At 31.4% G+C, this 15006-nt stretch carries 14 protein-coding genes; 12 read left to right on the top strand and 2 right to left on the bottom strand.

Going from position 1 to position 15006, the window contains the following annotated elements:
• The first annotated feature begins 122 nt into the window (after positions 1 to 122).
• The 8 genes from bshA (at position 123) to JG553_RS04430 (ending at position 9770) form a co-directional block, all read left to right on the top strand.
• Positions 123 to 1265, top strand: a complete 1143-nt coding sequence (gene bshA, locus JG553_RS04465; protein WP_000690027.1) for an N-acetyl-alpha-D-glucosaminyl L-malate synthase BshA — start codon at positions 123 to 125, stop codon at positions 1263 to 1265.
• 4 nt (positions 1266 to 1269) lie between these two features.
• Complete coding sequence (locus JG553_RS04460) at positions 1270 to 2472, top strand: CCA tRNA nucleotidyltransferase (protein WP_000361544.1); 1203 nt, start codon at positions 1270 to 1272, stop codon at positions 2470 to 2472.
• Positions 2459 to 3430, top strand: a complete 972-nt coding sequence (locus tag JG553_RS04455; protein ID WP_000049911.1) for a biotin--[acetyl-CoA-carboxylase] ligase — start codon at positions 2459 to 2461, stop codon at positions 3428 to 3430. Before JG553_RS04460 ends, JG553_RS04455 begins: the two co-directional genes overlap by 14 nt.
• A gap of 23 nt (positions 3431 to 3453) precedes the next feature.
• Positions 3454 to 6147 carry an ATP-dependent DNA helicase DinG gene (locus JG553_RS04450; RefSeq protein ID WP_000525078.1) on the top strand — a complete coding sequence of 898 codons (2694 nt, stop codon included), beginning with the start codon at positions 3454 to 3456 and terminating at the stop codon, positions 6145 to 6147.
• A gap of 321 nt (positions 6148 to 6468) precedes the next feature.
• Positions 6469 to 7761, top strand: a complete 1293-nt coding sequence (asnS, locus tag JG553_RS04445) for an asparagine--tRNA ligase (RefSeq protein ID WP_000858789.1) — start codon at positions 6469 to 6471, stop codon at positions 7759 to 7761.
• Positions 7762 to 8088: 327 nt separating this feature from the next.
• Positions 8089 to 8775 carry a DnaD domain-containing protein gene (locus JG553_RS04440; protein WP_000362212.1) on the top strand — a complete coding sequence of 229 codons (687 nt, stop codon included), beginning with the start codon at positions 8089 to 8091 and terminating at the stop codon, positions 8773 to 8775.
• Positions 8765 to 9424, top strand: coding sequence for an endonuclease III (gene nth, locus JG553_RS04435; protein ID WP_000253765.1), 660 nt, complete (start codon positions 8765 to 8767; stop codon positions 9422 to 9424). Before JG553_RS04440 ends, nth begins: the two co-directional genes overlap by 11 nt.
• A 4-nt stretch (positions 9425 to 9428) precedes the next feature.
• Positions 9429 to 9770, top strand: a complete 342-nt coding sequence (locus JG553_RS04430; RefSeq protein ID WP_000182019.1) for a YpoC family protein — start codon at positions 9429 to 9431, stop codon at positions 9768 to 9770.
• Between the two features lie 565 nt (positions 9771 to 10335).
• Here the strand turns inward: JG553_RS04430 and JG553_RS04425 are convergent.
• Entirely contained in the window at positions 10336 to 12519 is a 2184-nt protein-coding gene (locus JG553_RS04425; protein WP_000138351.1) for a transglycosylase domain-containing protein, read from the bottom strand.
• On the bottom strand, positions 12516 to 13142 hold the full coding sequence (gene recU, locus JG553_RS04420) for a Holliday junction resolvase RecU (RefSeq protein ID WP_001108889.1): 627 nt from the start codon (positions 13140 to 13142) through the stop codon (positions 12516 to 12518). Before recU ends, JG553_RS04425 begins: the two co-directional genes overlap by 4 nt.
• A 305-nt stretch (positions 13143 to 13447) precedes the next feature.
• Here recU and JG553_RS04415 point away from each other — a divergent pair, with 305 nt between their 5' ends.
• The 4 genes from JG553_RS04415 to gpsB are packed head-to-tail and all read left to right on the top strand — an operon-like array spanning position 13448 to position 14946.
• Positions 13448 to 13627, top strand: a complete 180-nt coding sequence (locus tag JG553_RS04415) for a hypothetical protein (RefSeq protein WP_001788819.1) — start codon at positions 13448 to 13450, stop codon at positions 13625 to 13627.
• Between the two features lie 54 nt (positions 13628 to 13681).
• Positions 13682 to 14032 (top strand): YppE family protein, encoded by a 351-nt coding sequence (locus JG553_RS04410; RefSeq protein WP_001000800.1) that lies wholly within the window; start codon positions 13682 to 13684, stop codon positions 14030 to 14032.
• On the top strand, positions 14025 to 14588 hold the full coding sequence (locus JG553_RS04405) for an SLOG family protein (RefSeq protein ID WP_000241308.1): 564 nt from the start codon (positions 14025 to 14027) through the stop codon (positions 14586 to 14588). The genes JG553_RS04410 and JG553_RS04405 overlap by 8 nt, the downstream gene beginning before the upstream one ends.
• A 13-nt stretch (positions 14589 to 14601) precedes the next feature.
• Positions 14602 to 14946, top strand: coding sequence for a cell division regulator GpsB (gene gpsB / locus JG553_RS04400; RefSeq protein ID WP_001286320.1), 345 nt, complete (start codon positions 14602 to 14604; stop codon positions 14944 to 14946).
• Positions 14947 to 15006: the final 60 nt, after the last annotated feature.

The raw sequence follows: 15006 nt of genomic DNA, 5'->3' as shown, positions 1-15006 counted from the left end.
TACAACACCTGTTTTTAGATATATGAAATTATAAACTCAACATTACTATAAACTTAAATTTAAACAATTATCTACGCATCGAGAATAATAGAGAGAAATAGAAAGAAAGGATGGGCAAGCGAATGAAGATAGGTATAACATGTTACCCGTCCATGGGTGGTTCTGGAATTATTGCCACAGAATTAGGAATTAAATTAGCAGAGCGAGGTCACGAAGTACATTTTATCACTTCAAATATCCCGTTTAGAATAAGAAAACCATTACCGAATATGATTTTTCATCAAGTTGAAGTGAATCAATATGCAGTATTTCAGTATCCACCGTATGATATTACGTTAAGTACTAAAATCGCTGAAGTTATTAAAGAATATGATCTTGATTTGTTGCATATGCACTATGCTGTACCTCATGCAATTTGTGGGATTTTAGCTCGTGAGATGTCAGGTAAAGATATAAAAATTATGACAACGCTACACGGTACTGATATTACTGTTTTGGGCTATGATCATTCACTCCAAGGTGCAATTAAATTTGGCATTGAAAAAAGTGATATTGTGACAAGTGTGAGTAAATCTTTAGCACAAGAAACACATGAAATTATTGAAACTAACAAAGAAATTATACCGATTTATAATTTTGTACGTGAAAATGAGTTTCCAACTAAACATAACACAGCATTAAAATCACAATTTGGTATAGCACCAGATGAAAAAGTGTTAATACATGTATCGAATTTTAGACAAGTAAAACGCATAGATACTATTATAGAAACATTTGCAAAAGTACGTGAAAAGATACCTAGTAAATTAATTTTACTTGGAGATGGTCCTGAATTAGTGCCAATGCGTCAATTGACGAAAGAGTTAAACGTAGAAGAGGATGTTTTATTTTTAGGGAAACAAGATTGCGTAAGTGAATTTTACCAATTATCTGACTTAGTATTATTATTAAGTGAAAAAGAAAGCTTTGGACTAACTTTACTTGAGGCTATGAAAACAGGCGTCGTTCCAATTGGTTCAAATGCCGGTGGAATTAAAGAGGTTATTAAACATGGTGAAACTGGATTTGTCGTAGATGTGGGTGATTGTGATTCAGCGAGTGACTATGCTATCCGATTACTTGAAGATAAGGTGTTATACAACAAACTTCAGAAAAACATGCTAGCAGATATTGCTGAACGTTTTGGATCAGAACTTATTACAGATCAATATGAGTATTATTATCAAAAAATGCTAAATGAGCATAACAAAAGTAAAGGCGAGTAATAATATGGATAAATCATTATTTGAACAGGCAAGGCCTATATTAGAACAAATTCAAGACAATGGTTTTGAAGCATATTATGTAGGTGGCTCTGTAAGAGATTATGTCATGGGAAGAAATATTCATGATATAGATATCACAACAAGTGCAACGCCGGATGAAATAGAATCTATCTTTAGTCATACGATACCTGTAGGTAAAGAACATGGCACGATAAATGTAGTTTTTAATGATGAAAATTATGAAGTGACAACATTCCGGGCTGAAGAAGATTATGTCGATCACCGTAGACCAAGTGGTGTTACATTTGTTCGTGATTTATACGAAGATTTGCAACGACGAGATTTCACGATGAATGCGATAGCAATGGATACAGCATACAAATTGTATGATTATTTTGATGGTCAACAAGATATTAATAATCGAATAATAAGAACTGTAGGTATAGCTGAGGAACGATTCCAAGAAGATGCTTTACGTATGATTCGATGTTTAAGGTTCCAGTCACAATTATCATTTGATATTGCAACGGAAACATTCGAAGCGATGCGTATACAAATGGCAGATATTAAATTTTTATCAATTGAGCGTATAGTGATTGAACTAACTAAATTAATGCGAGGTATTAATGTTGAAAAGAGTTTTAATCATTTAAAATCGCTGAAAGCATTTAATTATATGCCGTATTTCGAACATCTTGATATGAATCAAATTAATGTAACTGAAGCAATTGATTTAGAATTGTTGATTGCTATAGTATCAGTTAAATTTGATATTAATTACTCATTGAAGCCTTTAAAGCTAAGTAACCGACAAGTAAAAGATATCAATCAATATATTCAAATTATGAATGCATTACCAAGTATTATTACAAAAGAACAATTAAAAATGTTTGTTTATGATTATGATACGCATCTCATTAAAAATGTAATGGTTGCAGCAGACGTGTTAAAGGCAAATGATATTCAAGGACATGAACCATTAATCGTTAACCTTCAAACGATTGATGAAACATTACATCGTTTACCTATGCATAATAGAAAAGACATGATGGTTAATGGCGGTGTACTTATGGCACATTTAAATGCCAAAAGTGGTCCGTGGTTAAAAGATGTGCTAAGACAAATTGAGATAGCGATTGTAACAGGTAAAGTAAGCAACGAAGAAACTGAAATTTTGAAATGGGTGGATAATCATGTCAAAATATAGTCAAGATGTACTTCAATTACTCTATAAAAATAAACCGAATTATATATCTGGACAAAGCATTGCGGAATCACTTAATATTTCACGCACTGCAGTAAAAAAAGTGATTGACCAATTAAAGTTAGAGGGATGTAAAATAGATTCAGTAAATCATAAAGGGCATTTATTACAACAGCTCCCAGATATTTGGTATCAAGGTATAATAGACCAATATACAAAAAGTTCTGCTTTGTTTGATTTTAGTGAAGTATACGATTCAATAGATTCTACACAACTTGCTGCGAAAAAGTCACTTGTTGGAAATCAATCTTCATTTTTTATCTTGAGTGATGAACAAACGAAAGGTCGTGGGCGATTTAATAGACATTGGAGTTCTTCAAAAGGGCAAGGACTTTGGATGTCTGTCGTGTTAAGACCTAACGTTGCATTCTCAATGATATCTAAATTTAATTTATTTATTGCATTAGGGATAAGAGATGCGATTCAACATTTTAGTCAAGATGAAGTCAAAGTGAAATGGCCGAATGATATATTTATTGATAATGGTAAAGTGTGTGGTTTCTTAACTGAAATGGTTGCTAATAATGATGGTATAGAAGCAATAATATGTGGTATAGGTATTAATTTGACGCAACAACTAGAAAACTTTGATGAAAGTATTAGACATAGAGCAACAAGTATACAATTACATGATAAAAATAAATTAGATAGATATCAATTTTTAGAGATATTACTTCAAGAAATTGAAAAAAGATATAATCAATTTTTAACGTTACCTTTTTCTGAAATTCGTGAAGAATATACTGCAGCTTCTAATATTTGGAATAGAACGTTGCTATTTACAGAAAATGATAAACAGTTTAAAGGACAAGCAATTGATTTAGATTACGATGGCTATCTAATTGTTAGAGATGAAGCGGGTGAATCACACCGTTTAATTAGTGCAGATATAGATTTTTAACACTAAAGCAAGGAGAGATAGCTATGGGTATGGCAACCTATGCCGTTGTGGATTTGGAAACAACAGGCAACCAATTAGATTTTGACGATATCATTCAAATTGGTATAACGTTTGTGCGCAATAACCAAATTATTGATACATATCATTCTATGATTAGAACAAATTTAGAGATTCCGCCGTTCATTCAAGCGTTAACATCCATTGAAGAAAATATGCTACAACAAGCGCCATATTTTAATCAAGTTGCACAAGAAATCTACGATAAGATAAAAGATTGCATTTTTGTAGCTCATAATGTAGATTTTGATTTGAATTTTATTAAAAAGGCATTTAAAGATTGTAATATTCAATATCGTCCCAAAAAAGTTATAGATACACTAGAAATCTTTAAAATAGCTTTTCCTACAGATAAAAGCTATCAATTAAGTGAATTAGCAGAGGCACATGGTATTACCTTAGCAAATGCCCATCGAGCTGACGAAGATGCCGCTACTACTGCTAAATTGATGATATTAGCTTTTGAAAAATTTGAAAAGTTACCGTTAGATACTTTGAAGCAATTATATTATTTAAGTAAACAGTTGAAATACGATTTGTATGATATTTTCTTTGAGATGGTTAGGCAATATGATGCAAAGCCATTGGATAAATCGTACGAAAAGTTCGAACAGATTATCTATCGTAAGCAAGTTGATTTTAAAAAGCCGACAACAAATTATAATGGCAGCTTGAAGTCTTTATATAGCAAAGCTGTAGATCAACTTGGCTTAACATATCGACCGCAACAATTATATTTAGCGGAAACTATATTAGATCAGCTCATGCATAGTGAAAAAGCAATGATTGAAGCATCACTAGGCAGTGGTAAATCATTAGCATATTTACTTGCGGCCTTGATGTATAATATTGAAACTGGGAAGCATGTCATGATTTCTACCAATACTAAATTACTGCAAAGTCAATTGTTAGAAAAAGATATTCCAGCAATGAATGAAGCGTTGAATTTTAAAATTAATGCACTATTGATTAAAAGTAAAAGTGATTACATTTCATTGGGGCTTATTAGTCAAATTTTAAAAGATGACACAAGTAATTACGAAGTGAATATCTTGAAAATGCAATTGCTGATTTGGATTACAGAGACGCCGTCCGGAGATATACAGGAATTAAATTTAAAAGGTGGTCAAAAGATGTATTTTGACCAGAAAATTGAAACATATGTACCGGCACGTCACGATGTTCATTATTATAATTTTATTAAGCGAAATGCACAGAACATTCAAATTGGTATTACAAATCATGCACATTTAATTCATTCTGATGTTGAAAATTCAATATATCAATTGTTTGATGATTGTATAGTGGATGAAGCACATCGCTTACCAGACTATGCCTTAAATCAAGTGACAAATGAGTTGAGTTATGCTGATATTAAATATCAGCTTGGTTTGATTGGTAAAAACGAAAATGAAAAATTGTTAAAGGCAATTGATCAACTGGAAAAGCAGCGAATTTTGGAAAAATTAGATATTGCACCAATTGATATTTTTGGCTTGAAGGCTAGTATGAATGAGATTCATGAGTTAAATGAGCAATTGTTCTCAACGATATTTACGATTATCAATGATTCTGATGTTTATGATGATGATATTCATCGCTTCCATAATGTATTTACTTTTGAAACAAAAGACATTTTGAAGGATTTACATGCGATTATCGATAAGTTAAATAAAACGCTAGAAATATTCAATGGCATTAGTCATAAAACAGTTAAATCATTACGGAAACAGTTGTTGTATTTAAAAGATAAATTTAAAAATATCGAACAAAGTTTAAAAGCTGGACATACTAGTTTCATTTCGATTAAAAATTTATCTCAAAAATCAACAATACGTTTATATGTGAAAGATTACGCTGTAAAAGATGTATTAACGAAACAAGTATTGGAAAAATTTAAATCACTCATTTTTATATCTGGTACTTTAAAATTTAATCATTCGTTTGAAGCTTTTAAACAGTTATTCAACAAAGATGTTCACTTTAATACATTTGAAGTTAACACGTCGTTACAAAGTGCAAAAAATACAAGTGTATTTATACCGAGTGATGTAGCATCTTATCAATATAAAAATATAGATGAGTATGTAGCATCGATTGTAAGCTATATTATTGAATATACGACTATAACGTCATCAAAATGTTTAGTCTTATTTACGAGTTATAAAATGATGCATATGGTACAAGATATGCTAAATGAATTGCCAGAATTTGAAGATTATGTTGTATTAACACAACAGCAGAACCAAAATTATAAAATAGTACAACAGTTTAATAATTTTGATAAGGCCATACTGCTTGGTACGTCAACATTTTTTGAAGGTTTTGATTTTCAAGCAAATGGTATTAAATGTGTGATGATAGCGAAGTTACCGTTTATGAACAAGCATAATGCAAAATATTGGCTTATGGATTCTGAATTCACTTCAACTTTCAAGGAATATGTATTACCTGATGCAGTTACACGTTTTAGACAAGGACTTGGAAGATTAATTAGAAATGAAAATGATCGCGGCATAATAGTTTCATTTGATGATCGACTCATAAACAGTAATTATAAAAACTTTTTTGAACAAACACTTGAAAATTATCGTCAGAAAAAAGGCGACATTCAACAGTTTGGAAAATTATTAAGACAAATTCAAAAAAAGAAAAAGTGAAATACAAAGTAAAATTCTTGTGACATGACATGTGCTATGTTCTGTTACAAGAATTTTTGTTTGGTCGTCAAAATTTGAGTTTTATAATTAAACTTGAATGTTAGCACAAAAAACGACCTTCATACTAATAATATTGAGGCTTTATTATATATTTTGTCTGAAACTGATGATTGTATTGTCTTAATATAAATTAATGTTCAAATCTGTGCGTAAATCATTACCATTTACACGTTATCTTTTAGTCTAGTTCTAGAACTTGAAAGCGGATTTTGTTAAAATGAATGAGTATTGTATAACGAAAAAATAAATAGGAGAATGGTTATGAAAACAACGATTAAACAAGCGAAAGATCATTTAAACCAAGACGTTACAATTGGTGCTTGGTTAACAAATAAACGTTCAAGTGGTAAAATCGCCTTTTTACAATTACGTGATGGAACAGGCTTTATGCAAGGCGTAGTAGTTAAATCAGAAGTTGATGAAGAGGTATTCAAACTTGCGAAAGAAATTACTCAAGAATCATCTCTATACGTTACAGGCACAATTACAGAAGATAATCGTTCTGACTTAGGATACGAAATGCAAGTGAAATCAATTGAAGTTATTTCAGAAGCGCATGACTATCCGATTACACCTAAAAATCATGGTACAGAATTCTTAATGGATCACCGTCATTTATGGTTACGTTCTAAAAAACAACATGCTGTAATGAAAATTAGAAATGAAGTTATTCGTGCAACGTATGAATTTTTCAACAAAGATGGATTTACAAAGGTTGATCCACCAATTTTGACAGCAAGTGCGCCAGAAGGTACAAGTGAATTATTCCATACTAAATACTTTGATCAAGATGCGTTTTTATCTCAAAGTGGTCAGTTATACTTAGAAGCTGCAGCAATGGCACACGGAAAAGTATTTTCATTTGGTCCAACTTTCAGAGCTGAAAAATCAAAAACACGTAGACACTTGATCGAGTTCTGGATGATTGAAGGAGAAATGGCTTTCACAAATCATGCTGAAAGTTTAGAAATTCAAGAACAATATGTAACACATGTTGTAAAATCAGTTTTAGAAAATTGTAAACTAGAGTTGAAAATTTTAGAGCGTGATACATCAAAACTTGAAAAAGTTGCGACACCATTCCCTAGAATTTCATATGATGATGCAATTGAATTCTTAAAAGCAGAAGGCTTTGATGATATTGAATGGGGCGAAGATTTTGGTGCGCCACATGAAACAGCCATTGCTAATCATTATGATTTACCGGTGTTTATTACTAATTATCCAACTAAAATTAAGCCTTTCTATATGCAACCAAATCCTGAAAATGAAGAAACTGTATTATGTGCAGACTTAATTGCACCTGAAGGATACGGTGAAATTATTGGTGGATCTGAACGTGTGGATGACTTAGAATTGTTAGAACAACGCGTTAAAGAACATGGATTAGACGAAGAAGCATATAGTTACTACTTAGACTTACGTCGTTATGGTAGTGTGCCACACTGTGGATTTGGTTTAGGTTTAGAGCGTACAGTAGCATGGATTTCTGGTGTTGAACACGTTCGTGAAACAGCGCCATTCCCAAGATTATTAAACCGTTTATATCCATAAGTTTTAGGGTCGTTACTTAAAATATATATTATGATAATAAAAAGAATCGTCCAGCCTATATTAATAGCTGGGCGATTTATTCTTGGAAAATGAAGATTGATAACGGCTTATATTAATCATGAACAAACTTTTGTTTAGTAACTATATTTGGAAAATAAATAGTTCATCTGATTATCCATAAAGTTCATTGTTAAAATCTAGTGTTAAAAAATACTGTTATTTAAAATTTGTTTGCTACTAGTTAAATATATTAAGCATTTTAGTCGAAAATTAAAGAAAATGATTTATACTATTAAGTAATGGTTAAATTTAAAAGGGGGCACGAACATGGATAAATATCAATTAAAAGCAAGACCTGTAGTGATACGAAGAGAATTATTAGACCATTACAGTGACTTAGGTTTAGATGAGCAAGATTTAGTCATTTTGCTTAAATTGATTTATGCTTCCGAAACATCAAATAAACAGCCTTCAATTGAATTGCTTCAGAAGGGCTCAACTATGCAACCACGTGATATTACAATGGTTATTCAAAATTTGATACAACGTGAATTGCTAGAATTACAAGTTCAAAAAGATGAAGAAGGTAGATTTACCGAATATATGAATCTAGATCCTTTTTTCGAAAAATTAAGTCATATATTGAAGCAACAAAGTATGGAAACGAAAGAGCTAAATAGTAAAGAAAAATTTAAACAATTATTTAGAGTTTTAGAGGATACATTTGCAAGGCCGTTATCTCCATATGAAATAGAAACGTTAAATCAATGGATTGATGTTGATAAACACGATACTGCAATTATACAAGCGGCATTAGACGAGGCGAATAGTTTGAATAAACTTAGCTTTAAATATATAGATCGTATTTTACTTAATTGGAAGAAAAACAATGTCAAAACAATTGACGATTCTAGAAAAATAAGAGAAAAATTCAATAAACCGAAAATGACGCACACAGTTAAAACGGTACCTAAATTTGATTGGTTAAACGGGGAGAACCTTGATGGTAAGTAAGAAAAAAGCATTAGAAATGATTGATGTTATAGCAAATATGTTTCCGGATGCAGAATGTGAATTAAAACATGATAATCCGTTCGAATTAACTATTGCTGTATTATTGTCAGCGCAATGTACAGACGTTCTAGTAAATAGAGTAACAACTGAGCTGTTTAAAAAATACAAAACGCCTGAAGATTATTTGGCAGTCAGTGATGAAGAACTTATGAATGATATTCGTTCTATCGGTCTGTATCGTAACAAAGCTAAGAATATTAAGAAACTTTGTCAATCTTTGATTGATCAATTTAATGGAGAAATACCACAAACACATAAGGAATTAGAAAGTTTAGCAGGTGTAGGACGTAAAACTGCTAATGTAGTCATGAGTGTAGCATTTGATGAACCTTCATTAGCTGTTGATACGCATGTAGAACGTGTTTCTAAACGCTTAGGTATTAATCGTTGGAAAGATAATGTGAGACAGGTAGAAGACCGTTTATGTTCTGTCATACCTAGAGATAGATGGAATAGGAGCCATCATCAACTCATTTTCTTTGGAAGATACCACTGTTTAGCCCGAAAACCTAAATGCGATATTTGTCCACTATTAGAAGATTGTAGAGAAGGACAAAAACGTTATAAAGCTAGTTTGAAAGAAGCGTGATAACATGACAAATATTACAAAAGAGGTATTTGATAATTTAGAACAAGAGATTGATTTATTTGCCAAAAATAAGACATTAGGTTCTAGTGAAGCAAAGCCCTACTTGGATGAATACCATAGTAAAATTATTGATTATTTTAAGCAGGTTAATGACATAACTGGCAATATTGATTTTGATAAATTAAATCAATATCCTGTTGTGCCAATGAATTTTAAAGAAAGATATGATTATATGATTGAACGTAAATATCATTTTATGGGCTATCGACAAATGAAGACCTTTAAAACTGAATTGATTAAAATGAATGCTAGTTATCAAACAAGGTTAAAGAATAAGCAGGTATAGACAAGATTGATCATTTCCTAATGTTGAAAATATATAAAACTAATTCATGCACACATATTTATAATTATGTTAGGTGTCGTGTCATTACAACGTCTTAATATAAAAACTGTCCATCTACATCATAATGGATATCTTGAGATATGCTTTAAGATATCTATTTCGAATCGTAGGTGGATTTCTTATATCTATGATTGTGAAAATATGTTGCAAACATGTTGATATTTCACTGATTAACGTACACAGGGAATTAATAAATATATCAATTTAAAACAGCGTCTAAGATGACTATGAGAAAATATAATCATAATTTTAAAAATGGGAACAACCACTTATTCAAATTCAATAATTTTACATAGCTAAAGATGTGAATATGAAAAACTATTTAGATGTTTCAAAATGTATGTGAATGACTGATTTTACGGTTTCTACTAATATAGCAATAGCGTATGAATACTTATAAAAAAAGCAGGAAGTTTTACCTTCCCACCATAAAAGATGAAGAACCTAAAAAAATCCTCGGCTACACCATAAATATGGTATAACTGAGGATTTTATGTTGAGTGGATTAGTTGAATATACCTGTTAATCCACCGCTGTTTCTAGATTGTTGAGATCTAGTATTGTTATTTGATTGTGCAGTACCACTGCTGTTTGCTGATGTGTCACTACCACCGTGTGTACTACGATTTGTAGTGTTGTTATCTTGACTACCAGAAACATTGATTGATGGGATACTACCACTTACTGAGCTAGGACGTTTAAAGTCTTCGCCATCTCTAGATGAAATTTTTGACATCACATTTTCATATAAGAACTGTGGATATTCTTGTTGGCTATGTCCCACAAATGAGTTTTCACCATATTGTTTAACTTTACTGAAGCCCATCCACACTGACATAGTGTATTGAGGTGTAAAGCCGTTAATCCACACGTCTTTCGCTGCATTATCAGGTAAATTATATTGTGAATAAGTTTCAGCACCGTAAGTACCAGTACCTGTCTTAGCACCCATATTTACTCCAGATACACCATGGCCATATGCAGAACCATATGGTTTAAATGTACCTTTTAGCATCTCAGCTAACATGTATGCAGTGTAATCACTCATCGCTTTATGGCTAGTATGATCGTATTCGATTGTTTCACCATCACGAGTAACTACTTTTTGAATTGAATGCGCGTTGTTATAAGTACCACCGTTAGCGATTGCAGCAAATGCTGATGCTAATTGTGTTGGTGAGAATTCTGAAGCAGAACCACCAAGTACTTCAGATGGACCAATATCGCCTTCGTAGTTTAAGCCAAGTTTGGCAGCGAATTTCTTAGGTGCATCATTACCAGCATTTTGCTTAACTGATTGCCAAGCTTTTAAAGCTGGGATATTGAAACTTTGTCGTAAAGCATCATAAATAGATACAGTACCGTGACTCTTCGTATCATAGTTTCTAAATGTAGAACCATCAACTTGATATGAAGATTCATCTTGAATCGCATGGTTTGTTGCCCATTTCATATTTTCAATGGCAGGTCCATACGCTAAGAAAGGTTTTAAAGATGAACCAGTAGGGTGAGGATCTGTTGCTTGGTTTCTGTTAACGACGTCTTTGAAATCACGTCCACCAGATATAGCAACTAAACCACCAGTTTTACTATCAAGAATTGTTGCACCAACTTGTTGGTCTTTATTCTTGTAGAAGCTACCATTATCAACATCATTTTGTAATGTTTTTTGAACATCTTTATCCATGTTTGTATAAATTTTAATACCACTTTGTAATACATTACCTAAATTTTCATCTTTGAATGCTTTATTATTCATTAATTCAGATTTTACAAAGTTAACGTATGAATTATACTCAGAATCTTGATTTGTATCAATGTTTTGACGTTCTTCAGGAGTACGATTTACTAAGTTCGCTTTTAAATCGATTTTCTTAGCATCTTCCCACTGTTTATCTGTAATGCGTTTATGATAATGCATTAAGTATAAAACAGTGTTTTTACGATCTTCAGCAGCTTTTGGATGATCATAAATATTATAGTTGTTTGGAACCTGAGGTAAACCGGCTAAATAAGCTTCTTCCGCTAAGTTTAAATCTTTTAAATCTTTATTAAAGTAATACTTAGCAGCAGCTTTAATACCTGTTACGCCATCAGAATAGTAAATTTTGTTTAGATATACTTGGAAGATATCATCTTTACTATACTCTTGTTCTAAACGATATGATAAGTATGCTTCTTGAGCTTTACGTCCAATAGATTTATGTTGTGATAAAAATGCATCTTTAACAACTTGTTGTGTTAATGTTGAGGCACCTTCAGAACCAAATCCACCAGTCAAGTTCTTACCAATTGCACCGAATAAACGTTTATAATCAAGTGCGCCATGTTCGTAGAAACGATTGTCTTCAGTTGCAAGTACTGCGTCTTTCATTGATTTCGGCACGTCTTTTAAATTTACATGCTCATGTCTTTGGCCATTATCTAATGTTTTAACAAGTTCTCCGTTCTTGTCATATATCTTTGCAGGAATCGGATCTTGTAATTTAGCTTCGGTAAAAGCAGGTGCTTTCCAAGCATAATAAGCAAACAATAAGATACCTAGTAAAAGAACAACGAAAAATGCAATAATCATGAAGCCAATAATCTTAATAATCGTTCTCTTCACATTTCTATTCTTTTTTGAGTTGGATTTCCCACCATTATTACCGTTTTTCTTAGGCTGAGAAGATCCTTTGTTTTCCGTCATACGCGGTCCTCACTTTCATCTAATATCAACTTATCAACTGCTTTTAGATAGTCTAATCTTGGTTGATACTGATAAGGAATATGGTAACCATTTTTTCGTATTTCATCAACTGTTATAGACTTTTTAATATTATCTTTATATCTCTTCCAAAATACTTCGAATTTTGAATAGGGTAAAAGATAAACTTCATCTAGCGTTTTAAAACGAATCATTAAAAACACAATACCTTTTTGTTGATATGCATTTTTCATATGTTCGACTTGATGGTCATGAATATTATTTAAAGGAAAGGACGTCTTGTTTTTAGTTTCCTTTGCTTCAAAATCAATATAATAACCTTGATAAACGCCGTTGTAATCAGTTGTTGAAGGTGTACGAAAATAAGCTTCGTTAATCACAGCTTTACTCCGCTTAGGATAGTTGACATTAACTATTTGTACTGGCGTAGGCTTTTTGTGAATAACTGCAATGTCGCTTTTAAGATAAAACGTATTTGAATGTTCGATATCTTTTTCAAGTGACATACCACGTCCACCATACTCAATATTACTAAAGGCAGCGGTCTTTTTCCCTCCGTCTATAGCACTATTTTTACGATATGGTTTACCATTTGGATAATTCATAAATTTCACCACACAAGTTTGGTAGTAAACGTTGTTTATTATACACAACATTATAGTGAAACACCAAACTTAAATTAGTATAAATGCGAAAGACACAATACACCAAAGCTTATTTTAACGTGATTTCAGCATTAACACAATAATATTATAATACATTTACCGTTAATGTTGGAATTTTACACACAATTTTAATTAATTGAAAAGTTTTGCTTATAAAAATGAATACTCATTACAATATTTTTGAATTTTGTTATAAAAGTCAAATCATGATTAGTAATTTTTATTTTTGAGGCAAGTACAAGTATGTGTTGTTAATCAGCAGAGGTGTATTTGATTTAAATGATTTTATTAGATTAAAAGTATTTTCATCGTATAACAACATACACGATAAAATTTTGTATTTATATAGGAAGTTTTTAGATTTACTTGATTTAACAGATAACACATTTGAAAAAATAGTTAAATCAAATTATATAGAGTGTTAAAACATGACGAATACAGTATATTGTGATAAATTAAAAAATGTAGGAGGCGTCCTCATGAATGATGTAGTCGAATCACTAATTTATGAAGTTAACAACATGCAACAAAATTTTGAAAATGTGAAATCACAACAACAAGATCATGATTTTTACCAAACTGTAAAGCCATATACTGAACATATTGATAGCATACTCAATGAGATCAAATTACATCGTGAATTTATTATAGAAGTACCTTATATGAATTCAAGGAAATTTGAGCTACTGATTGCTAACATTGAACAACTTTCTGTCGAATGTCATTTTAAGCGAACAAGTCGAAAGTTATTTATAGAAAAGCTTAAAAGTGTTCAATATGATTTACAAAATATATTAGATGGCGTAACAAAAGAGGGTACTGATGGTTAAAACAGTTTATGTAACAGGTTACAAATCATTCGAATTAAACATTTTTAAAGATGACGCACCTGAAGTACATTATTTAAAACAATTTATAAAACATAAAATTGAACAACTGTTGGATGAAGGATTAGAATGGGTGTTAATACAAGGGCAAATGGGTATAGAATTATGGACTGCAGAAGTTGTTATTGAATTACAACGAACATATGATTCGTTAAAGTTTGCTGTAATTACACCGTTCCAAGGACATACAGAAAAGTGGAATGAACATAATCAAAGTAAGTATGCCAACATAATTAAGCATGCAGATTATGTTGATAGTATTTTTCATACGTCGTATCAAGGTCCTTTTCAATTTAAACAAGCAGATCAATTTATGCTTGAACATTCGGATCAAACATTGCTCATTTATGATGAGGAACAAGAGGCGAGTCCTAAGTTCTTCAAGCAGATGTTAGTTGATTTTATGGATAAAACAAACTATACTTGTGATATTGTGACGTTCGATGAATTAACAGCATTCATCAATGACTTACAGTGGTCTGAAGATCAAAGTTTCTAATGAGGTGGAAAAAATGTCAGATGTTTCATTGAAATTATCAGCAAAAGATATTTATGAAAAAGATTTTGAAAAAACGATGGCTCGTGGCTATAGAAGAGAAGAAGTAGATGCATTTTTAGATGACATTATTGCTGATTATCAAAAAATGGCCGATATGAATAATGAAGTTGTAAAATTATCAGAAGAGAATCATAAACTTAAAAAAGAATTAGAAGAATTAAGACTACGTGTAGCAACATCAAGACCTCAGGACAATAAAAGTTTTTCTTCGAATAATACAACAACAAATACATCTTCAAATAATGTAGATATTTTAAAACGTATTTCAAACTTAGAAAAAGCTGTATTTGGTAAATAATTACTAAATACAAAAGTTTAACTGTCTTACTAATAATGACTATGTTATAATTTTAAAAGT

It is taken from the genome of Staphylococcus sp. T93 (assembly GCF_016743875.1).
Taxonomy (GTDB): Bacteria; Bacillota; Bacilli; order Staphylococcales; family Staphylococcaceae; genus Staphylococcus; species Staphylococcus aureus.
Note: the sequence above shows the minus strand (reverse complement) of the source record. Positions and strands in the feature narration are given on the sequence as shown.

Bases quoted from the DNA above. Each gene is read 5' to 3' on its own strand.
- JG553_RS04450 (WP_000525078.1), top strand. From the start codon at position 3,454: ATGGGTATGGCAACCTATGCCGTTGTGGATTTGGAAACAACAGGCAAC.
- bshA (WP_000690027.1), top strand. From the start codon at position 123: ATGAAGATAGGTATAACATGTTACCCGTCCATGGGTGGTTCTGGAATT.
- JG553_RS04430 (WP_000182019.1), top strand. From the start codon at position 9,429: ATGACAAATATTACAAAAGAGGTATTTGATAATTTAGAACAAGAGATT.
- JG553_RS04455 (WP_000049911.1), top strand. From the start codon at position 2,459: ATGTCAAAATATAGTCAAGATGTACTTCAATTACTCTATAAAAATAAA.
- JG553_RS04410 (WP_001000800.1), top strand. From the start codon at position 13,682: ATGAATGATGTAGTCGAATCACTAATTTATGAAGTTAACAACATGCAA.
- JG553_RS04405 (WP_000241308.1), top strand. From the start codon at position 14,025: ATGGTTAAAACAGTTTATGTAACAGGTTACAAATCATTCGAATTAAAC.
- JG553_RS04440 (WP_000362212.1), top strand. From the start codon at position 8,089: ATGGATAAATATCAATTAAAAGCAAGACCTGTAGTGATACGAAGAGAA.
- JG553_RS04460 (WP_000361544.1), top strand. From the start codon at position 1,270: ATGGATAAATCATTATTTGAACAGGCAAGGCCTATATTAGAACAAATT.
- JG553_RS04425 (WP_000138351.1), bottom strand. From the start codon at position 12,519: ATGACGGAAAACAAAGGATCTTCTCAGCCTAAGAAAAACGGTAATAAT.
- nth (WP_000253765.1), top strand. From the start codon at position 8,765: ATGGTAAGTAAGAAAAAAGCATTAGAAATGATTGATGTTATAGCAAAT.
- gpsB (WP_001286320.1), top strand. From the start codon at position 14,602: ATGTCAGATGTTTCATTGAAATTATCAGCAAAAGATATTTATGAAAAA.
- asnS (WP_000858789.1), top strand. From the start codon at position 6,469: ATGAAAACAACGATTAAACAAGCGAAAGATCATTTAAACCAAGACGTT.
- recU (WP_001108889.1), bottom strand. From the start codon at position 13,142: ATGAATTATCCAAATGGTAAACCATATCGTAAAAATAGTGCTATAGAC.